A 19,825-nucleotide genomic window follows, 5' to 3' on the forward strand; every position below is an offset into this window, starting at 1 on the left:
ATGTTCATTGACGAGAAACCGAACCCGAAGCAGGCCTACCTGAGCGACGAGCACGCCGAGATCATCAAGGCAACGCTCCCGCCGGTAGGCGCGAACATCCAGACGATCACGAAGACCTTCTACAACAAGATGTTCACCGCCCACCCCGAACTCATCTCGGACACGTTCAACCGCGGCAACCAGAAGCAGGGCGCGCAGCAGAAGGCGCTAGCGGCGTCGGTGGCGACGTTCGCCACGCAGCTGGTGGACCCCGACGCACCGGACCCAGTGATGATGCTGGACCGCATCGCGCACAAGCACGTCTCGCTGGGCATCACGGCAGACCAGTACCAGATCGTGCACGACAACCTGATGGCCGCCATCGTCGAGGTGCTTGGTGACGCCGTCACCCCAGAAGTCGCCGAGGCCTGGGACAAGGTGTACTGGCTGATGGCCGACGTCCTGATCAAGCACGAAGGCAAGCTCTACGAATCGGACGGCGTGGAAGCCGGCGACGTGTTCCGCACCGCCACCGTCACGGAGAAAACCCAGCTCAGCGACACCGTCTACGCCTACTCCCTGGAGGGCGACCTCACGGCGCCGCGCCCGGGCCAGTACACGTCGGTCGGCGTGAAGCTGCCGGACGGCGCGCGTCAGCTGCGCCAGTACTCCATCATCGAAGGCGACGCCTCCCACTACCGCATCGCCGTGGAAACCGAGGGCGAGGTGTCCACGTTCCTGCGCGACCACGTCAACGTCGGCGACACTGTCGACGCCACACTCGCCGCCGGTGACTTGGTGCTGCAGCCCGGCACAAACCCGGTGGTGCTCATCTCCTCCGGTATCGGGTCCACGCCGATGACTGGCATTCTCGGGCATCTCGCAGCGGAGGGCTCGCCGCGCAAGGTCACCGTCGCGCACGTCGACGAATCGCAGCAGTCGTGGGCGCAGGCGGATGAGATGCGGATGCTCGTCGACAAGCTTGACGACGCCTCCCTGCACCCCTACTTCCGTGCCGAAGGCCAGCGTCTCAACGTCGCTGACCTGGACGTTTCCGGCGCGGACGTGTACCTGTGTGGCGGCGAGGGTTTCCTGCAGTCCATCCGCGACGACCTGGCACAGCTCGACCCGGCGAACGTGTACTTCGAGCTGTTTAGTCCGAACGACTGGCTGATCGGTTAACCAGCCGGGCCCCGCACTGCCCCGCCGCGTCAAACGGCATGAAGTCGAGGTGGTGGGGGCCGATGGTGGCGTCGATAAACCCCTGGTGTAGTGCGCAAATCGTGGCTGCGGGCGGGGTGCCGTCGGCGGCGACGAACGGGCAGGCCTGCAGGCCGACCTCCACAGAGGTGTCGCCGTCGGCCTCGCGGACGAGGGGGTCGAAGCCCATCTCACGCAGGGAGCGCAGCACCGCGGTGGCGAGCTCCTCGAAGTCCTCGGGTGGTTCGCCGAAGCGGTCCGCGTTGCGCTGCGCCCACGCGCGCCCGAAGTCGCGGGCGGCGTTCAGGTCGTCACCGGCCAGCGTCTCCGTGAGCGTCTCGACGAGGGTGACGTACTCGTCCATCACCGCGTGATGCTGCGGGGTGCGCACGTGGTACACGTGCGAGGGGCGTCCGCGGGTGGAGCGGCTGGCGACGCGCCAGCCCACCAAGCCCCGTTCGGCCAGCTCATCGACATGGCCGCGCACAGTATTGACGTGGATGCCAAGCTCCTTGCCCAACTCGCTGAGCAGGGCGCCGTCCGGGAAAGAATCGAGCGCATCGAGGACCTCGCGTTGCTTCGGGCTCAGTTCGGCGGCGCGGCGCATCAGTTCCGCGGTGGGCAGGGGGACGGCGGCGTCGTCGATAGTCATAGTTCGATCTCGCACTGCGACGGGCGACTATACGGCAGCAGCTTGTGCACGATGCCGCCGCTGAGTTCATCCAGGTAGCCGGCGTGCAGGGCACAGATGACCGAACTTGGCGCGCTGACGCCCACCGTCGTGAACGGGCAGGCGTTGAGGCCAATGTTGCCGGACTGGTTTGGGTAGGAGGGGTCGAAGCCGAGGTCCCGCAGGATCGCGATCAGGGCGTTGAGCTGGGACGCACCGGAGGCGTCCGACTGCACCTCGCGGCCGTTGTGGGTCTGGCGCGCCCACTGACGGCCGATCTCGCGCGCCTTCTCCGTATCGCCCTCGGTGAGGCACTCCGCCATCGTCCTGACCAGGCCGATGTACTCGCGAGTCACGGTCGAGTGGTGCGGGGTGCGCGTGTGGAAAATGTTGCTCGGGCGGCCACGGCCCTCGCTCGGAGCCGTGGTGACCTGCACCAAATCCCGCGCCAACAACTCATCCAAATGCCCGCGGATCGTGTTGGGGTGCATCCCCATCTCCTTGGCAAGGTCGCCGACCTGCGCCCCATGCGGGTGCAAAGCTAGGCGATCAAGCACCTCGCGCTGCTTCACGCTCAACTCGGCGGCGCGGTCCATCAGGTCCGTCGTCGGTTGAGGCGGGGTCGCCGAATTCACGTGTCCTCCTTCGGTCAGAGCTCTTTACCAGCTTAAACCGAAATCGCCGATTTTCCCTATTCCAGGCCGTATTTATTGAAAGAACGTGACGAAGAGGTTATTTCGCACTTTCTCGCCATAACACCTGGTACTTCACTATTGGCCACCAACCACGTAGCCAGGTCAGTGTCAATCATGCGGGCGAGGGACAAGATTTGCGCGAATGCCTCCTCAACTGTTCTCCTTCTTTTTTCATTTCGATGCGTTTGTCCACGAAGTGGGACACCATTCAGTAACGGTTCATGATGCGCAACACGGTTTCGAAGTTCATTAATCTCTTGGCACAACTGATGAACCCACACACGAGAAAAAGTTATCGCTCTCGCCTTTTCAGGATGCTCATCCCGCTGACGTGCAGCTTCTCGCCTGCCGCCGGGGAATGCTTTTGCTAGAACTGGCCAGTTCCGCTCATTGTCAACCTTTCTGCGCCAAGGACCTCGGCCGGTATAACCGCCTTTATCAAACAGATTCGTCCAGAAGCCAAACATGCAGTTGGCCACTAGTCTCCCTGGTAAATCCCCACGTTCCGAGTTCAATCTCACGTGAGCAGGCAGACGTTCCCAAGCACTAGCCAAAGCCGTTCGCGACCGGTCGTCCAAAGGCATTTCCTGATACCACTGCACGCCCCATTTCTCGGTCAGAACAGCATGAATAGCCTCACGTAACGCAACTTCGAGGACCGCTAAATCGGCCATAAAGGCCATGGACAAATCGCGATTCCATACATAAAGTTCAAGCGCCTCATCGGCGCAATGATGAGACGTGTGTGATAGAAATGTCGCCATCCGAGCAGGTGGAATAGACCCCCATAACAGGTGGTGGCGCCCTGTAGGCGGCTGCACTGGATACGTCATTGTGCTATTGTAGCCAACGTAGTCCCTCGGATCTGGGTCACAGACATAGACTCTGTGTTCCCCCGAGGGTTTTTCTATGGGTGCCGAGCTTTCCCTATTTCGAACCATATTTATTACGATCGAGACCGTGAATAAAAAAGGGCAGACCTCCGACGGCCTGGCGTGGGGCATCATCGCCGTATTCGTGGCGCTCGTGGTGGCGTTCAGCGCGCTGAGCTCGACCGCAGGCGACGATCGCGGCCCGGAACCACTCGACACCAGCGGCGCCACCACGCTCGACGTCGACATCCAAGGCATGACCTTCACGCCGAATCGTATCGACGTCCCCTCCGGTACCCGCCTCATCCTCACCATCACCAACTCCGACGACCAGCAGCACGACCTCAAGCTGGGCAACGAGTACACAGGCCGCATCGATCCCGGCGACACCGTCGTCCACGACTTCGGCGTCTTCACCGAGTCCACGCAAGGCTGGTGCACGATCGCCGGACACAAGGCGATGGGAATGGTGTTCGACGTCGTGGTCGGGTCGGCGAGCCCGAGCACTTCGCCGAGCGCCGCGCCCAGACCCGTAGTCGCCGCGGATGGGCCTGACGACGGCCTGGTCTACCGCGACCCGGCGCTGCCTCCCGCGCCCGATGCTCCCGAAAGAACAGTGCACGAACACACCTGGCACGTTGCCAAAAGCGAGCGCCAGGTCGCGCCCGGCGTCACCCAACCCGTCTGGACCTTCGACGGAAAAATGCCAGGTCCCGTACTGCGCGGGCGCGTCGGTGACCTGTTCCGCATCACCATCGTCAACGACGGCACAATGGAGCACTCCATCGACTTCCACGCCGGCGAGGTCAACCCCGATACAAATATGGCCCAGATCGCTCCGGGCGAATCGCTCACGTACGAGTTCGAAGCCCGCCGCTACGGGATCTGGATGTACCACTGCGCCACCATGCCGATGAGCCTGCACATCGCCAACGGCATGTTCGGCGCCGTCGTCATCGACCCACCGGACCTCACGCCTGTCGACGCCGAATACGTCCTCCTCTCACACGAGGTCTTCCTCGGCGAGGACGGCGCCGACCCCGAGCGAGTCGCCGCCGGGCTCTACGACCTCACCGCGTTCAACGGCTACCCCAACCAGTACCAGCAGCGGCCGATTCCGGCCCGCGTCGGCGATACCGTCCGGGTGTGGCTCTTCAACGTCGGCCCCGACAATCCCTTGAGCTTCCACGTGGTCGGCGAAATCTTCGACACCGTGTTCAAGGAAGGCCAGTACCAGATCCGAAACGCCACTGACACCGGCTCGCAGGCGCTCGGGCTCCTCGCCGCCCAGGGCGGGTTCGTCGAGATGACCTTCGATGAACCCGGGACGTACACCTTCGTGAACCACCAGATGACCGACGCCGAAAAGGGACAGCGCGGCCAGTTCGTGGTCACTCCCTAGGCAATCGGGCTCAGGCAATCCCGCCAAAGGACGCCACAATCGCCGCCACCAGCGCCAGCGCGAGGGCGGACTGCCCAGCGGGGCGCTCCACGTGGGCGCCCGCCACCGGGGCCTCACGCTGCCCCCGCAGCACCGCCACCTGCGCCTTCACCGCCCTGCGCAGCAGTGGCAGGTACGCCACCAGTACGGCGAACACGAGCAGGCTCATCACCACCCGCAGCCAGGACTGCTCCGTTAGCAGCCACACCGCCAGCGCGAGGTTGTACAGCACGACTCGGAAGTAGGTGCCCCGGGACAGCTCCAGCAGCCCGGCGCGCACCGCCTTCGGCCCGCCGCCCATCGTGGTGGGCAGCAGGTAACTCATCGTGCCGATCAGCAGTGGCGCCACGAATCCGAGCAGGAGCGCCAGCGTGGGGATCTCCGGGACGGTCCGTACCAGGCCCACGGCGTACCAGAGCATCGTGCCGATCAGCCAAAACATCGCTACGAAGACGGACAGGCCCGGGTAGGTGATGCGGTCGCGCGGGTCGCGCAGGACGTCGATCACGTTGACCACGAAGCCCTGGAAGAGCCACAGCCACGCGCCGACGTAGACGAACGCACCAACCGCGACCACCTGCGAGATCCCCAGCAGCGCGCCGACGACGGCGCAGACAATCCCGGCCACCGCGCCCCAAATGGCCACGCGGGTGCGGTCCCGCATGCCGTTGATCCGCCACATCGTCGGGAACAGCACGCTCAGGCTCGACATCGCGGCCAAGCCCACAAAGCCGCCAACGTTGGTAAACAGGTGCGCCTGGCGGATCTGCTCCTGCCAGGTGCCCGGCAGGCCCATCGACAGGGCCGCGCCGAAGCACACCCCTACCAGCAGGCAGGCAGCCGACGCCACGTACCCAATCGCGGCGGGTCGGTGCCGCTTCTCCGGCCCGGCATCACGCACCAACCGGGCGAGCACCACCGCGTGCCACAGCACCGCACCTGCGACCAGCAACCCGCCGGCCCAGGTGACCAGCCAGTGCTGCTCCCACCAGCTGGCCAGAACCTGGCCCACCAGCACCAACACGACGCCGGCGTTGAGGACCCAGGTGCGCCGCAATTGGGCCGGGCGCGCCTCCTCGGGAAGGCGCTGCTGCAGGAAACGCTCGGTCAGGTTCACGCTCCACAGCACGATCGAGTTCGCCACGATACCGAGCGTGAAAATGTGAATCAGCAGCCACGCCGGTTCAGGGAACAGCGTGTGGGTGAGCCCGATCAAGATGAACACCCACATCCAGATGCTCACCGGCTTGGACGCCTTCCGGTGCCAGCTGCGTGCGCTCATTTACGCCGCCACCTTCGCGTCGCCGGACTTCGGGTTATCGCGGAAGCACCACCAGGTCACCGCACCAAAGACCAGGGCCGAGCAGGCGATCATCACAAGCACATTGTGGTACGCCCCGGCGTAGGCGGGGGCGGCAAGCGCGTTGGTGGAGGCGTCGTAAATTGCGTCCATGCCGATGGGCTGCAGCTCAGCCGGGAGGTTGCGCACCATCCACATAGGCAGCAACGAGCCAGTCACCGCGACGGTGACCAGGGTGCCGAACTCGTAGGAGACCTCCTCGACGCCCGCCGCCATGCCGGAGCGGTGCAGGGGCGCGGCGCCAATAATCGCGATGGAGGACACGCTCATCACCGAGCCCGCCGAGAAGCCCATCACGGCCAGCGCCGCAATCTCGATGCCGAGGCTGCCCGCGTCCGAACCCCAAATCAGGGCAGCGGCACCCGCAGCCGCGCCCAGGAAGCCGCCGCCGATCAGCGGCAGGAAGCCAATCTTGTGCAGGTAGGCACCCCCAAGTGTCGACGCCGGAATCGCGGCCGCCGCCATCGCGATGATGGTGGCGCCGGCGTGGAGGGGGGAGAAGCCGTCGACAAGCTGGAGCTTCTGCGTGGTCATCAGTTGGGCGCCGGCCACGAAGAACATGCCGCCGGCTGCTGCGACGACGCCGCCCGTGAACATGCGGGACTTGAAAATGTCGAAGGTGAGCAGCGGGTCCGAAAGCTTACCCTGCCGGCGCACGAACAACACCGCGCCGGCGACGCACAGCACCGCCGCCACCACGAACAGGCCCCAGCCGGAGTTCGGGTTCACCAATTCTTTGATAGCCATGGTCAGGCCAGAGAGCGCAAACAGTGCGTACACGGAGGAAATGAAGTCCCAGTGCTTCGCCGGGTTCGGCATGTTCTCCGGGGCCAGCCAGAACGTCAGGGCCAGGGCGATGAGCACGATCGGCACGTTAATCAGGAAGACGGAGCCCCACCAGAACGCCTCCAGCAGCGCGCCACCGACCAGCGGGCCCAGCGCCGCGCCCACCACGGCCACCGACCCCCAAATACCGATCGCGGTGTTGCGCTCCCGCTCGTCCGGGAACGTGAGGCGAATCAGCGCGAGCGTTGCCGGCATCATCACCGCAGCACCCATGCCGAGCAGCCCGCGCGCGCCCACGAGCAGCCACGCCGACGGCGCAAACGCCGCCGCCAGCGACGCCACCCCGAACACCACCAGCCCAACAATGAACATCAAGCGGTGGCCCAGCTTGTCCCCCAGCGTGCCCGTGCCCAGCAGCAGCCCCGCCAGCACCAGCGGGTAGGCGTTAATAATCCACAAGCCCTGGGTCGGGGTAGTGTGCAGCTGCTCGTTGAGCTCCGGCAACGCCGTATACAGAATTGAATTGTCCAGCCCGATCATCAGCAGACCGAGCGAAATCACTGCAAAGAAGGTCCAACGTTGACCCGGCGTCGAATTAGTCATAGGGACAAACTATACTCTAGGAAAACGAATCGACGCCTCTCCCCCCTCCACCGAAACATCCACACGCCCGCCAACCGGGAACGTCAACAACGGGTTCGTGTGCCCAAACGATGCGTTCGCCACCACCGGCTTCCCCCTCAGCTCAGGTATCGACGCCACCATCTCCTCCACCATCACCCTCGTGACACGGCTCGCGGTCTGGAAACGCCCAATCACCAAGCCCTCAATCCCGTGACCATCCGGGGCCTGCAACAACGACACCAGCTCACGCCGGAAATCCATCACGGTGTACTTCCCCGTCACCTCCGCAAACAACACCGCATCGTTCAGGGACGGCATGAACTCCGTGCCCGACAACAACCCCAACGTGCCCAAATTCGACCCAAGCGCAACCCCCTCAGCGCGGCCCTCCTGGATCACCCACCAGCCATCATCCGGCTCCTGCACACGACCATCCTGGTTAATAAACCAGTCATCGTCCGTGTACCAGTCCCCCGGCTCCCACACGATCGGCCCATCAGTAAACGCCGCCTGCACAAACGCATCACGCGTCACCTCGCCGAAATCGCGCATCCCCAACGTCGACCAATGCGGGCCCACGTAGACCACCTGGCCCGTCTTCGCATACACCGCATTCGCCAACGCCGATACATCCGAATTCCCACACAAAAACTTCGGGTGCTCCGCAATCACATCAAAATCCAGGTGCGGCAGGATCTCGTTACTCGTGAAGCCGCCGATCACGCTCATGATGCCGTCAACAGAAGGGTCGGAGTAGGCGTCGATAAGATCCTCAGCCCGCAACTTGCCCGGCGCAGACCAAAACATATCCGAGACCCGCACATTCGCCCCAAAACTCACCGACAGGCCAAGCTGCTCCAGGCGCCGCGTGGCCAACTCAGCCACAAAACGACCCGCCGAGCCCTGCTCCACATACGCCAACGAACGCGCCGGAGCCACCACACGCACATGATCGCCCACCGACAACGGGCGAGGATACAACGCCATTAGTACAAATACACCGACGCGTTATTACCGCCCTGGCACCGGGCTCCCCCACCCGCCGGCCAGCACGACATCGTGTACGTCTGCCCCGTCACCGGGCTATACACACTCAACGACCCCGGGAACTCACCAGTGGCCGCAGCCCGCTCATTAAACACAGCCAACACATTGCCCGCGAACTCCGACGACGTATTCCCGGTCTCCGCCGTCGCGTTCGAGAACCCCGCACTCGACCCCATCGGCTCACGCCGGTTCACATTAGGCTTGCTGCCCTGGTTGTTCTGGCTTTCTGGGGTGACCGTCTCAACCTCCGTCACAATCACCGGATCCTGCTGCTCACCATTCGACCCGTCGGAACGCACGAACAAAAACGCCACCGCACCCGCGATCCCAAGCAACAACAACGTCCCCAACACCGACAACGCCACCACCAGGCCAGTACTGCTCTTCTGCTGCTGCTGGTACGGGGGTTGCGGCTGATACGGCTGCTGGTAGTACGGCTGCTGGTACTGCTGCTGAGGTTGCTGAGCTGCCCACTCGTCAGTGCCGGGGTGGCTCTCGTTTGACTGGTACGGGTTCGTCATGGGGGTTCCTTCAGAGATGTGCAACAGTATTCCAGTTCACCTTACTCGGTGTGCGCTGCTGATATGCGGCGTGGACGCTTCGTTAAGCGCTTCGCACCAAATTCCGGGTTAATGTTTTCGCGACCTGGGGAAACACCACGCAGGTTCGTTGAAAACCGGGATTGTGGTGCACAGGAAACTGGCAGGAATGACAAATCTGACAGCGCTAATTATCTAGCACTTTTTTTACCTGGCGTTTTATATAGCCGACCAAATTGGGTTGCGTCTTTTGTCAAATGAACTGGGCATGGTCACTGTGAAATGCCAAGTAGTGGAGAATGCCCGGGCAATCCTATTGTGGGCTTTTGTCATGGGCAACCATCCATTGGACCCTGACGACACTGAAAAAGAAGCTAACCTGTACGTGAGCAAGTTCAACAACGCCCATAAGAGGCATTGCTACCCGCAGAGAAAATACCGTCCTTCGGGTGCCTATGACACGAATTGGAACCCCAAGTAATGTCCAGCGAAATTACCCTGACTAGAACCTACTTCCTTGCCAAAGAGGAGGATCTTCCTCGGTGCTATCAGCGCTATCTTGAACGAGTGGAGCGCGTAAAACAGTTCACGACCGTCTATCTGGTCGCTGATGTGGAGGTTGATGAGTCGGATCCCGTTGTGAAAGAGAACTTGCTCCATGATCTCCAGGCTCAGAGTGATGAACCGGTTAACGAGGATGAATGGAATATGTATAGCTATTCCACCGCGTTAGGGACAATCGATGAGCCTATTGAGCCCGGGGCGGCCGTGTCACGTTTGTGGGAGGACATGCTTTTGACCGACGACGAGGAGTGGCCTCGGTCTTTTATCAGCACTGTTAATTTCTCGTCGTTTATGTCACGGCCGAAGTAACGGATTGGAAGCCGTTGGGTGCGGGTAGTGAAATACTTCTCGAAGCGAGCAGCCCCGAGCGTCGTCGCTAGTGTTATCCTTTTCACCCACTCCCAACGCACCAAATTCCTGGTTGGTGTTTTCGCGACCTGGGGAAACACCACGCAGGTTCGTTGAAAACCGGGATTGTGGTGCACAGGAAACTGGCAGGAATGACAAATCTGACAGCACTAATTATCTAGCACTTTTCTGAACTGGCACTTTAGATAGCTGACCAAATTGGGTTGCGTCTTTTGTCACTGGCCCCACCAAGCCAGCCCAAACACAAAAAGAACCGGCCCTCCCGAAGGAGGGCCGGTCCGTTTGTGCCCGGGGGGGGACTTGAACCCCCACGTTCTTGCGAACACTGGCACCTGAAGCCAGCGCGTCTGCCAATTCCGCCACCCGGGCGGGCACTGGAACAATATAACACCCTTACATAGAGAAGTGCCAAATCGGCACGTCATGGGGTGTAAAGGTGTTTCACACTAGGCTGTGTCGGAATGCGCACCTATACTAACGAGGTTAAAGAAAGGAGGTGCATGCGGATGGGAGTCATGGATCGATTGGCAAAGCTGGACAGTTCGTTGCAGCGTGGCCTGGATAATTCGATGGCGGCGCTGTTTGGCGGCAAGGTGGTTCCGGCTGAGATCGAGGAGCTGTTGAAGCAGGAGGCGCAGGACTCTGTTGTGGTGACTGACCATGATGAGTTTGTGGTGCCGAATGTGTTCGCGGTGGGTGTTTCTTCGAAGGATTTGGAGAACTTGTCGCAGGAGCGTGACCTGCCGGTGCACCTCGCGGAACAACTGACGCGGTATGTGCGCAATCAGGGCTGGTTCTTTGATGGGCCGGCGGTTGTGCGGATCGCGGAGGAGTCAGGGCTGCGTACGGGCCAGTTGCGGGTCAGTTCGTATATTGATCCGCAGCCGGAGGTCGCGAGTGGGTTTGATGCCATTGTGGCGGAGCCTACGAAGCGGTCGAAGGGCGGTAGGCACCGTCATGCGGCAAACCGGGATCAGGAGGATCACATGCATGAGCCAAATACGATGACGCCGGTTGAGGGCGGCGAAGCGACTGTGAGCCTGCTGTTGCAGGACGGGTCGTCGCGCACTTACTTGGTGCATGAGGGCTCGAATATTTTGGGCCGTTCGAATGATGCGGATTTCCGCCTGCCGGACACGGGTGTGTCGAGGCAGCATGCGGAGATTACGTGGGATGGCCAGGTTGCGGTGTTGGTCGATTTGCAGTCGACGAACGGCACGACGGTCAATGATGAGCCGGTGGAGAACTGGATGCTTGCCGACGGCGACGTGATCACCCTGGGGCACTCCCACATCGAGGTGCGCATCGTGGAGCCGAGGGCGTCGTCCCCGGCGACGCCGGACCCGCAGGAGGGCGCGCCGCGCTACACGGATGCGGCGTCGCACCCGCAGACAGAATTTTTCCAGGCCTAAGGGCATAACTGGCTGAACAAGCCCTGACTTGAAGGAGCTCCTTTGTTGGATTCCGCGGTGATCCTGAGCGCACGCTTCGGGCTGCTCGCGCTGCTCTGGCTGTTCATTCTGCTGGTGTTGTGGGTGCAGCGGAAGAATGTGCGTGAGGTGGGTGGAGCTGGGCGTCGACAAGTGAAGCAGGCGGGGAAACCGCTTGTGTCGCGTGAGAAGGTCCGGCAGATTGCGGTCGTTGAGGGGCCGCTGCAGGGCTCGCACATGGAGATTGCGAGTGTGGAGCATGTGACGCTGGGCCGCTCGCCGGATAATGACTTCCAGCTTGGGGATGACTTTGCGTCTTCGCGGCACGCGCGACTGTTCCGCCGTGGCAGTGACTGGTTCATTGAGGACCTAGACTCCCGCAACGGCACCTTTGTGCAGGGTATGCGCATTGACCAGCCGGAGCGGGTGTCGGTGGGGACGAATATCAAGATGGGGCGCACGATTGTGAGGTTGATGCCATGACGCTGCGGTTGAATTTTGTGGCGGCATCGGACAAGGGTCTGGTGCGTGGAAACAATGAGGATTCCGCCTACGCGGGCCCTCACCTGCTGCTGCTTGCGGACGGGATGGGTGGCCACGCTGCGGGCGAGGTTGCCTCACAGTTGATGGTCAGCCACATGGAGCACCTCGACCGGGACCCGGAGGACGCCGACATGTTGGCGCTGCTCGGGGCGGCTGCGGATGATGCGAATGCTTCCATTGAGCGTTCGGTGGCGCAGCACCCGGAGCAGGAAGGGATGGGCACGACGCTGACGGCGTTGATGTTCAACGGCGCTGAGTTCGGCCTCATTCACGTGGGTGATTCGCGCGGCTATTTGCTTCGCGACGGCCAGCTTCGCCAGATCACCGAGGACGATACGTTCGTACAGTCCCTGGTCAACGAGGGGAAGCTGGACCCGGAGGACGTGTCGAGCCACCCGCAGAAGTCCCTGATTTTGAAGGCGTACACGGGCAACCCGGTGGAGCCGCACCTGGAGATGGTTCAGGTCCGCGCGGGGGATCGCGTGCTGTTGTGCTCGGATGGTTTGTCGGATCCGGTGACGGCGTCGACGATTGGGGAGGCGCTTGGTCAGGGCACCCCGTCGGTGGCGGCGCAGCGGTTGATTGAGCTGGCGTTGCGTTCGGGTGGGCCGGACAACATCACGGTGGTCATCGCTGATGTGGTGGAGGTCAAAGACGGCGAGGAGCACCCCGACTTGCCGACGTCGCCTGCGTTGGCGGGCGCGTTGGCGCCGGAGTTCGAGTCGACGCACCCGGATTCCTCGGCGTCGCGGGCTGCGGCGTTGATGCGCAAGTCGGAGACGATTCCGCCGAACCACAATCGTGAGGGCGGCCGTGGTGGGTCGCAGCCCGGCGCGGGTGACGCGTCGGCGGACGAGGAGGATGACCAGCGGTTTGGCCGCAAGGTGAATATTTGGCCGTGGGTGCTGTCCGCGTTGGCGATTGTGCTGATGTTGTCGCTGGCGGCGGTGTTGTGGACGAACGATAGGCTCAACGACCGCTATTTTTTAGGCACCGACGGCGACGACGGCCACTTTGCGATTGAGCGGGCCGTCGGCACGTCGTTGTTTTCGGAGCCGCGCCGCGAGGTGATTCAGCGGGCGTGCATTAATGAGCAGAACAAGTTGCAGATTGTGTCGTCGAACTCGGTGCCGCAGGACTGCGTGATCTTCGGTATCAATGACCTGCCGGAGAGCCAGCTGAACACGGTGGAGAACTTCAAGGGCGGCACATACGACGACGTGTTGGGCATCCTGAACCGGTTGGCTGGTGAGGCGTTGCCGGTGTGCGTCGATAATGATGCGGCGAAGGACGCCCCGCAGGGTGCGTGCCGGGAGGTGAAGTAGCGATGTCTCGTGTGTTTCGGCGTGCGAAGGAGCTGTTCCTGCTGCTGTGTTCGGCGGGGCTGCTGCTGCTGATGCTGTTCGGCCTGGAGCTGAGCCAGGGCCGCACAATGTCGACGGAGATGCTGTACCTGGTCGGCGGGTTCGTGGGCGTCTATGCGATTGCCCACGTGGCGATTTCGCTGGCGGCGCCGCACGCGGACCAGTTGCTGCTGCCGCTGGTCTCGCTGCTCAACGCGATCGGCCTGGTGGTGATCTACCGCCTGGACCTGGCGGAACGCGCTGGCTACCCGCCGCTTGCGGAGCGGCAGGTGATGTGGTCCCTGGTGGGTGTGGTGCTGATGGTGTGCACGCTTGTGATTGTGCGCGACCATAAGGCGCTGGCCCGCTACTCCTACCTGCTGGGCCTGCTTGGCCTGGTGCTATTGGCGTTGCCGCTGGTGTGGCCGCAGCCGCCTGGGTTCGCGGATGCGCGGATCTGGATCTGGCTGGGCCCGTTCTCGATTCAGCCGGGTGAGTTCTCGAAGATCCTGCTGCTGGTGTTCTTCGCCCAGCTGCTGGCGCAGAAGCGCGCCCTGTTTACGGTGGCGGGCAAGACGCTGCTGGGGATGAGCTTCCCGCGCCTGCGCGACTTGGCGCCGATTTTGGCGGTGTGGGCGATCGCGATTGCGATCATGGCGGTGTCGAACGACTTCGGCCCGGCCCTCCTGCTCTTCGCCACGGTGTTGGGCATGGTGTACTTCGCCACGGGGCGTACGTCGTGGCTGGTGATCGGCGCAGGCCTGGTGGCTGTTGGCGGGTACACGGTGTACCAGGTCAGTGAGAAGATCCAGGACCGCGTCGCCAACTTCATGGACCCACTGGCCAACTTTGACACCACGGGCTACCAGCCGTCGCAGGCGCTGTTCGGCCTGTCCTGGGGTGGGCTGACCGGCACCGGGTTGGGCTACGGCCACCCGGAGATGGTGCCGGTGGCGCACTCGGATTACATCCTGGCGGCGATTGGTGAGGAGCTCGGGCTCGTGGGTGTGGCCAGCGTGCTGTGCCTGTTCGCCATCTTCATTACCCGCGGCTACTCGGCGGCGCTGCAGGTCAGTGACACGTTCGGCAAGTTGTTGGCCGCAGGCTTAGCGACGACCATCGCTATCCAAATCTTCGTGGTCGCCGGAGGGATCTCCGCGATGCTCCCAATGACCGGGCTGACCACGCCGTTTATGTCCGCTGGTGGCTCGTCGATCATGGCGAACTACGTACTGCTGGCGCTGCTGCTGCGGATCTCGAACGCGGCGAACAAGCCAGCGGAGTTTGATGCTTCGGCGATGGGTGCCCAGGCACCGGAGGCGGTGAGCGCACGATGAACAAATCCATTCGCTTAGGCGCGGGCATTGCCCTGCTGCTGATTGTGGCGCTGCTGGTGAACTTCACCGTGGTGCAGGGCTTCCGCGAGGAGAAGTACGCGCAGAGCCCACTGAACTCGCGCACTGTGGTGGAGCTGCGCCAGATCAATCGCGGCCAGATCAGTGCCGGCGGGCAGGTGCTGGCGGAGTCCCACCCGCTCGAGGACGGCTCCTACCAGCGCACGTACCCGAACATGCCGTGGTCCTTTGCGCCGGTGCTCGGCTACGTGTCTGACCAGTACGGAACTTCCCAGATCGAGGCCGGCTACAACGGGCAGCTGACCGGGGCGGGCTCCGGGAAGTCCTCGCGCTTCCTGCGCACCGGCCTGGAGCAGGACGTGGTGGGCAACTCGGTTGAGTTGAGCATCGACCCGCACCTGCAGGCCCTGGCCTACGAGCAGCTTTCGAACCGCAACTACGAGGGCGCGATCGTGGCGCTGCGCCCGTCGACAGGCCAGGTGCTGGCGATGGCGTCGACGCCGTCGTACGACCCGAACGCGATCTCCAACCCTGACACCGCCGAGGGCGCCTGGGCCGAGGTGAACAACAACCCGGGCAAGCCGCTGCTCAACCACGCGACGCAGGACCAGCTGCCGCCGGGGTCGATCTTTAAGATCGTCATCACCGCGGCCGGGCTGCGCAACGGCTACACGCCGGATTCCCCGCTGACCGGAGCACCGTCCACCACACTGCCGGGCACGACCGTGCCCCTGACCAACTACGCGGGCCAGGCCTGCGCCGGTGGCGGCCAGGTGCCGCTGCGCACCGCGTTCGCCCTGTCCTGCAACACGGCGTTCGTGCAGATGGGCATGGCCGTCGGCGCCGACGCGCTGCGTGAGGCCGCCCACGGATTCGGCATCGGCGAGCAGTACGACCTCGGCATGCCCACCGCGGCCGGCTCGCTCGGCGACCTGCCTGGCGACGCCGAGCTTGGCCAGTCCGCGATCGGGCAGCGCGACGTCACCATGACCGCGCTGCAGGCCGCCGTCATGGCGGGCACCGTCGCCAACGAGGGCCGCCGCATGGCGCCGTACGTGGTCAACCGCGTCCTCAGCCCGGACCTGCGCGAACTCGAGACGGCGAAACCCCGCCTGCTTTCCGACTCCATCACGCCCGAGGAAGCAAACACCATCAAAGACCTCATGTTCGGCTCCGAGCGCGACACCTGGGGTTACGACGGCAACGGCTTCGCCTCCAAGACCGGCACCGCCGAGCACGCCGAAGGCGCAGCGCCGCACACCTGGTACGTCGCCTTTGACCCGGTGAAGGATGTGGCGGTGGGGGTCGTCGTCAAGAATGGTGGCGGCCTGGGCACCGGGGCGACCGGCGGGCAAGTCTCCGCACCACTCGGGCGCGCGGTGCTCTACGCGGCACCCGCAGCGCCAGCTGATGAGGAAGGAACCAACGCGCGATGAACTACGAAAACAAAGACGAACTCCAGAAGCTCATCGGGCCCGACTACCAGCTGCAATGGATCATCGGGCACGGCGGCATGTCCACCGTCTGGCTTGCCGACGACGTCCGCCACGAACGCGAAGTAGCCCTCAAAGTGCTGCGGCCGGAGTTCACCGCGAACCAGGAGTTCCTCACCCGCTTCCGCAACGAGGCCAACTCGGCGGAGGGGATCAACTCCCCCAACGTGGTCGCCACCTACGACTACCGCGAGGTCAAGACCGACGGCGGGTTCCCCATGTGCTTCATCGCCATGGAATACATCCGCGGCGAATCCCTCGCCGACCTCATCGCGCGCGAAGGCCAGCTCAAGGAAGACATGGCCCTTGACGTGCTGGAACAGGCCGCGCACGGCCTCGCCGTGATCCACCGCATGGGTCTGGTGCACCGCGACATCAAGCCCGGCAACCTCATGATCACCCAGAACGGGCAGATCAAGATTACGGACTTCGGCATCGCGAAGGCGGCGGCGGCCGTGCCGCTGACGCGCACCGGGATGGTCGTGGGCACCGCCCAGTACGTCTCCCCCGAGCAGGCCCAAGGCAAGAAGGTCACGGCGGCGTCCGACGTGTACTCGCTCGGCGTGGTCGGCTACGAGATGCTCGCCGGGAAACGCCCGTTTACCGGGGACTCCTCCGTCTCCGTGGCGCTGGCGCACGTCTCCGCCGAACCACCCGCGCTGCCGATTAGCGTGAGCGCCCCGGCGCGCGAACTCATCGAGATCGCCCTGCGCAAAACGCCAACCCAGCGCTTCCGGGACGGCAACGAGATGCAGCTGGCCGTCGAACAGGTCCGCCAGGGCATGCGCCCAACGCAGCCGGGTGGCGAGACGGCCGTCATCGCCATCGAGCCCTCCCCGACCGCGTCCACCCAGATGCTCGCCGACATGTCCCGGCCGGCCACGGCCCGGCCCGCCGCCCCGCGGCGCCGCCCACCTGTCCCGCCGCAGGCCCCGGCGCGCGCGGCGGTGCCTGCGCGGCCTGCCCCGGCACCCGTTGACGCTGCTGTTCCTGGGAAGCAGCGCGGCACCGCCGGCTACTGGGTCGGCATCGTGCTCGGCGTGATCACCCTCGCCGTCATCGGTGGCGTGGCCTGGGCATTCAACAACGGCACCCTCGGCGGCAGCACACCCAGCAGCACGGTCCCGCGCCAAAGCGTGGTCACCCAAACCACCACCGTCGAAACGGAACCGACCTACGAAGAACCCGTCGAGGAGCCGACCACGCACGCGCCCGACACCCCCACTGAGCACAGCAAGCACAGCACGCACAGCAGCGCCCCAGCTACGCTCACCATCGAGGACGAAACGCCAACACAGCCGACCCACAGTCGGCCATCCGCGCCGGAGCAACAGCCGACGGAGGGGACGTCGATACATACTGAGGCGCCCACGACGCAGGCCCCCAACCCCCAGCCGGGCGGTGGGGAAATCGGCAACGGTGAACTAGACTTGCACAATCTGCCAAACATCCTCGGAGGAAATGCGTAAATGACAACGATCGCTAACCGATACGAACTCGGCGCCGTCATCGGCACCGGGGGCATGAGCGACGTCTACGCAGCCACCGACACCGTGCTTGGCCGCGACGTCGCCGTCAAAATGCTCAAAATCGACATGGCGCGCGACGAAAATTTCCGCGAACGCTTCCGCAAAGAAGCCCAAAACTCGGCGCGACTCAACCACACCAACATTGTCGCCGTCTACGACACCGGCACCGAAGAAGTCTCAGGTGTCGACGTCCCCTTCATCGTCATGGAACGCGTCACCGGGCAAAACCTCCGCGACCTCGTGCGCGCCGACGGCCCCTTAAGCCCCCAGAAGGCCGCCGCGTTCCTGCTGCCCGTCACGCACGCGCTGCAAGCCAGCCACGACGCCGGCATCATCCACCGCGACATCAAACCCGCCAACATCATGATCACCAACACCGGCGAGGTGAAGGTGATGGACTTCGGCATCGCCCGCGCACTGGATGACTCCACCTCCGCCATGACGCAAACCTCCGCAGTCATCGGCACCGCGCAATACCTCTCCCCCGAGCAGGCACGCGGCAAAGCAGCCGACGCCCGCTCCGACATCTACGCCCTCGGCTGCGTCATGTACGAAGCCGTCACCGGCAAACCACCATTCGAAGGCGAATCCCCCTTCGCCGTCGCCTACCAGCACGTCCAGGAAGACCCCATCCCGCCAAGCGAGCGCGTCCCCGCCGACCGCGAACTGACCCCCAACGAGGCCGTCAACCTGGACAGCGTCATCCTCACCGCGATGGCCAAGCATCCGGCGGACCGCTACCAAACCGCCACCGAAATGGGCGAAGACCTGGCACTCCTCAAGCGCGGCGCCGTGACTAACGCCGCCCGCAGCCACCTCGCTGCCCCCGAACCCGAACCAGTCGACCCCTCCGATGATGCCACCATGGTCTCCGAAACCGTCCAGGGCAACGCGCCGCGCCGCGCCCCGCGCCCGGACAGCCGACCCGTCGGGCAGCTGCCGGAGAAGGCTGGCGCCGGAGCAGTCGGCGCTGGGGCTGCTGGACGCTACGCCGCCCACCGCCGCGAACACGAAACCACCACCCCAACCTGGATGAAGTGGCTGGCAATCGGCCTCGGCGCCGCCATCATCGGTGCCTCCGGCTGGCTCGCCTACTCCTACTTCTCCCCCAACAGCGGAGAGACCCACAAGTCCTCCCAGATGGTGATCATCCCGGACCTCGCCGACAAACCGCGCGCGGAAGCCGTCGCCGAACTCGAAAACCTCGGCTTCCAGGTCGCCGTCTCCGACGAGCCCAGCCCCGACATCAAGCGCGGCAACGTCATCGACACCAACCCGATCGCCGGGTCCGAACTCCAGCGCGGCACACTCGTCACCGTCAACGTCTCCTCGGGGCGCGAGCTTACCGACGTCCCCGACGTCACCAACATGGACGCCCAAGAAGCCGCAAAGGTCCTCGAAGATGCCGACCTGGAACTGAATGCGGAGCTGCGTCGAGAAGCCAGCGAAGACGTGCCAAAGGGCGAAATCATCAGCCAGCACCCCGCAGCCGGCACCCAGATCTCCAAGGGATCCAAGGTGACCGTCACGGTGTCCGACGGCCCCGAAATGGTCCAGGTACCGTCGCTGTCCGGCGTCAACGTCAACCAAGCGTCCGCCACCCTCGGCTCCATGGGGCTCCAAGTCACCGTGAACAAGGTCGACTCCGAACGCCCAGACGGCGAAGTCATCGCAGTCGCCGGCGAAAACACCGAGGTAGCCAAGGGCACCACCGTCGAAGTGCGCGTCTCCAACGGCATGCTCATGGTCATGCCGAACATCACCCGCATGAAACCTGCCGACGCCGACAAAGCGCTACGCGACGCCGGCTGGAGCGGACGCCTCGTCGAAGGTCCAACCGTCCCGACCGGCGCCCTCGTCGACAACGGCCTCATCGGACACCAAGAAGTCAACGCGGGCGACACCGTCCGACGCGACGCCGCCATCGGCTACAACCTCTGGCAGTTCACCGCCGAACGCCTGATAAGGTAAAAACCCTGATAGCTG

At 63.8% G+C, this 19,825-nt stretch carries 17 protein-coding genes and 1 tRNA gene; 10 read left to right on the forward strand and 8 right to left on the reverse strand.

The window, feature by feature from the left end:
- Window positions 1-1,161, forward strand: a complete 1,161-nt coding sequence (locus JMN37_RS04940; RefSeq protein WP_252931208.1) for a globin domain-containing protein — start codon at window positions 1-3, stop codon at window positions 1,159-1,161.
- On the opposite strand, the gene JMN37_RS04945 is transcribed toward JMN37_RS04940, so the two are convergent.
- Genes JMN37_RS04945 through JMN37_RS04955 form a run of 3 tightly spaced genes read right to left on the reverse strand, consistent with a single transcriptional unit; the run spans window position 1,133 to window position 3,377 of the window.
- Window positions 1,133-1,831: a helix-turn-helix transcriptional regulator gene (locus tag JMN37_RS04945; protein ID WP_252931209.1), complete on the reverse strand. Its 699-nt coding sequence runs from the start codon at window positions 1,829-1,831 to the stop codon at window positions 1,133-1,135. The two genes, JMN37_RS04940 and JMN37_RS04945, sit on opposite strands and share 29 nt — an antisense overlap.
- Window positions 1,828-2,484 (reverse strand): helix-turn-helix transcriptional regulator, encoded by a 657-nt coding sequence (locus JMN37_RS04950; RefSeq protein ID WP_083290936.1) that lies wholly within the window; start codon window positions 2,482-2,484, stop codon window positions 1,828-1,830. Before JMN37_RS04950 ends, JMN37_RS04945 begins: the two co-directional genes overlap by 4 nt.
- A gap of 56 nt (window positions 2,485-2,540) precedes the next feature.
- On the reverse strand, window positions 2,541-3,377 hold the full coding sequence (locus tag JMN37_RS04955) for a hypothetical protein (RefSeq protein WP_145945282.1): 837 nt from the start codon (window positions 3,375-3,377) through the stop codon (window positions 2,541-2,543).
- A 127-nt stretch (window positions 3,378-3,504) separates the two neighbouring features.
- Between JMN37_RS04955 and JMN37_RS04960 the strand changes: the two genes are divergently transcribed.
- Window positions 3,505-4,818 (forward strand): multicopper oxidase domain-containing protein, encoded by a 1,314-nt coding sequence (locus tag JMN37_RS04960; protein WP_252931210.1) that lies wholly within the window; start codon window positions 3,505-3,507, stop codon window positions 4,816-4,818.
- Window positions 4,819-4,828: 10 nt separating this feature from the next.
- On the opposite strand, the gene JMN37_RS04965 is transcribed toward JMN37_RS04960, so the two are convergent.
- The 4 genes from JMN37_RS04965 to JMN37_RS04980 are packed head-to-tail and all read right to left on the reverse strand — an operon-like array spanning window position 4,829 to window position 9,195.
- Entirely contained in the window at window positions 4,829-6,139 is a 1,311-nt protein-coding gene (locus JMN37_RS04965; RefSeq protein ID WP_252931212.1) for a copper oxidase, read from the reverse strand.
- Complete coding sequence (locus JMN37_RS04970; protein WP_252931213.1) at window positions 6,140-7,606, reverse strand: MFS transporter; 1,467 nt, start codon at window positions 7,604-7,606, stop codon at window positions 6,140-6,142.
- A gap of 9 nt (window positions 7,607-7,615) precedes the next feature.
- Complete coding sequence (locus tag JMN37_RS04975; protein WP_071573686.1) at window positions 7,616-8,614, reverse strand: S66 family peptidase; 999 nt, start codon at window positions 8,612-8,614, stop codon at window positions 7,616-7,618.
- Complete coding sequence (locus tag JMN37_RS04980; protein ID WP_071573687.1) at window positions 8,614-9,195, reverse strand: hypothetical protein; 582 nt, start codon at window positions 9,193-9,195, stop codon at window positions 8,614-8,616. Before JMN37_RS04980 ends, JMN37_RS04975 begins: the two co-directional genes overlap by 1 nt.
- A 498-nt stretch (window positions 9,196-9,693) precedes the next feature.
- Here JMN37_RS04980 and JMN37_RS04985 point away from each other — a divergent pair, with 498 nt between their 5' ends.
- A complete protein-coding gene (locus JMN37_RS04985; RefSeq protein WP_071573689.1) occupies window positions 9,694-10,086 on the forward strand; it encodes a hypothetical protein in 393 nt (130 codons plus the stop codon).
- Between the two features lie 345 nt (window positions 10,087-10,431).
- On the opposite strand, the gene JMN37_RS04990 is transcribed toward JMN37_RS04985, so the two are convergent.
- Window positions 10,432-10,515: transfer RNA gene (locus tag JMN37_RS04990), tRNA-Leu, on the reverse strand.
- 137 nt (window positions 10,516-10,652) lie between these two features.
- Between JMN37_RS04990 and JMN37_RS04995 the strand changes: the two genes are divergently transcribed.
- Genes JMN37_RS04995 through pknB form a run of 7 tightly spaced genes read left to right on the forward strand, consistent with a single transcriptional unit; the run spans window position 10,653 to window position 19,810 of the window.
- A complete protein-coding gene (locus JMN37_RS04995) occupies window positions 10,653-11,558 on the forward strand; it encodes an FHA domain-containing protein (protein WP_252931254.1) in 906 nt (301 codons plus the stop codon).
- Window positions 11,559-11,603: 45 nt separating this feature from the next.
- On the forward strand, window positions 11,604-12,059 hold the full coding sequence (locus tag JMN37_RS05000; RefSeq protein ID WP_071573222.1) for an FHA domain-containing protein FhaB/FipA: 456 nt from the start codon (window positions 11,604-11,606) through the stop codon (window positions 12,057-12,059).
- Window positions 12,056-13,444: a PP2C family protein-serine/threonine phosphatase gene (locus JMN37_RS05005; protein ID WP_252931214.1), complete on the forward strand. Its 1,389-nt coding sequence runs from the start codon at window positions 12,056-12,058 to the stop codon at window positions 13,442-13,444. Before JMN37_RS05000 ends, JMN37_RS05005 begins: the two co-directional genes overlap by 4 nt.
- A gap of 2 nt (window positions 13,445-13,446) precedes the next feature.
- Window positions 13,447-14,799, forward strand: a complete 1,353-nt coding sequence (locus JMN37_RS05010) for an FtsW/RodA/SpoVE family cell cycle protein (RefSeq protein ID WP_252931215.1) — start codon at window positions 13,447-13,449, stop codon at window positions 14,797-14,799.
- Window positions 14,796-16,253, forward strand: coding sequence for a penicillin-binding transpeptidase domain-containing protein (locus JMN37_RS05015; RefSeq protein WP_252931217.1), 1,458 nt, complete (start codon window positions 14,796-14,798; stop codon window positions 16,251-16,253). Before JMN37_RS05010 ends, JMN37_RS05015 begins: the two co-directional genes overlap by 4 nt.
- A complete protein-coding gene (locus JMN37_RS05020) occupies window positions 16,250-17,779 on the forward strand; it encodes a serine/threonine-protein kinase (RefSeq protein ID WP_252931219.1) in 1,530 nt (509 codons plus the stop codon). Before JMN37_RS05015 ends, JMN37_RS05020 begins: the two co-directional genes overlap by 4 nt.
- Window positions 17,780-19,810: a Stk1 family PASTA domain-containing Ser/Thr kinase gene (gene pknB / locus JMN37_RS05025; RefSeq protein WP_252931220.1), complete on the forward strand. Its 2,031-nt coding sequence runs from the start codon at window positions 17,780-17,782 to the stop codon at window positions 19,808-19,810.
- Window positions 19,811-19,825 lie beyond the last annotated feature (15 nt).

This window comes from Corynebacterium lipophilum, assembly GCF_024102595.1.
GTDB classification, from domain to species: Bacteria; Actinomycetota; Actinomycetes; order Mycobacteriales; family Mycobacteriaceae; genus Corynebacterium; species Corynebacterium pseudogenitalium.

Excerpts from the sequence above, each read along its gene's own strand:
- JMN37_RS04965 (WP_252931212.1), bottom strand. The coding sequence starts at position 6,139 with ATGAGCGCACGCAGCTGGCACCGGAAGGCGTCCAAGCCGGTGAGCATC.
- JMN37_RS05020 (WP_252931219.1), top strand. The coding sequence starts at position 16,250 with ATGAACTACGAAAACAAAGACGAACTCCAGAAGCTCATCGGGCCCGAC.
- JMN37_RS04945 (WP_252931209.1), bottom strand. The coding sequence starts at position 1,831 with ATGACTATCGACGACGCCGCCGTCCCCCTGCCCACCGCGGAACTGATG.
- JMN37_RS04980 (WP_071573687.1), bottom strand. The coding sequence starts at position 9,195 with ATGACGAACCCGTACCAGTCAAACGAGAGCCACCCCGGCACTGACGAG.
- JMN37_RS04975 (WP_071573686.1), bottom strand. The coding sequence starts at position 8,614 with ATGGCGTTGTATCCTCGCCCGTTGTCGGTGGGCGATCATGTGCGTGTG.
- JMN37_RS05015 (WP_252931217.1), top strand. The coding sequence starts at position 14,796 with ATGAACAAATCCATTCGCTTAGGCGCGGGCATTGCCCTGCTGCTGATT.
- JMN37_RS05005 (WP_252931214.1), top strand. The coding sequence starts at position 12,056 with ATGACGCTGCGGTTGAATTTTGTGGCGGCATCGGACAAGGGTCTGGTG.
- JMN37_RS04985 (WP_071573689.1), top strand. The coding sequence starts at position 9,694 with ATGTCCAGCGAAATTACCCTGACTAGAACCTACTTCCTTGCCAAAGAG.
- pknB (WP_252931220.1), top strand. The coding sequence starts at position 17,780 with ATGACAACGATCGCTAACCGATACGAACTCGGCGCCGTCATCGGCACC.
- JMN37_RS04940 (WP_252931208.1), top strand. The coding sequence starts at position 1 with ATGTTCATTGACGAGAAACCGAACCCGAAGCAGGCCTACCTGAGCGAC.
- JMN37_RS04995 (WP_252931254.1), top strand. The coding sequence starts at position 10,653 with ATGGGAGTCATGGATCGATTGGCAAAGCTGGACAGTTCGTTGCAGCGT.
- JMN37_RS05010 (WP_252931215.1), top strand. The coding sequence starts at position 13,447 with ATGTCTCGTGTGTTTCGGCGTGCGAAGGAGCTGTTCCTGCTGCTGTGT.
- JMN37_RS04970 (WP_252931213.1), bottom strand. The coding sequence starts at position 7,606 with ATGACTAATTCGACGCCGGGTCAACGTTGGACCTTCTTTGCAGTGATT.
- JMN37_RS04955 (WP_145945282.1), bottom strand. The coding sequence starts at position 3,377 with ATGACGTATCCAGTGCAGCCGCCTACAGGGCGCCACCACCTGTTATGG.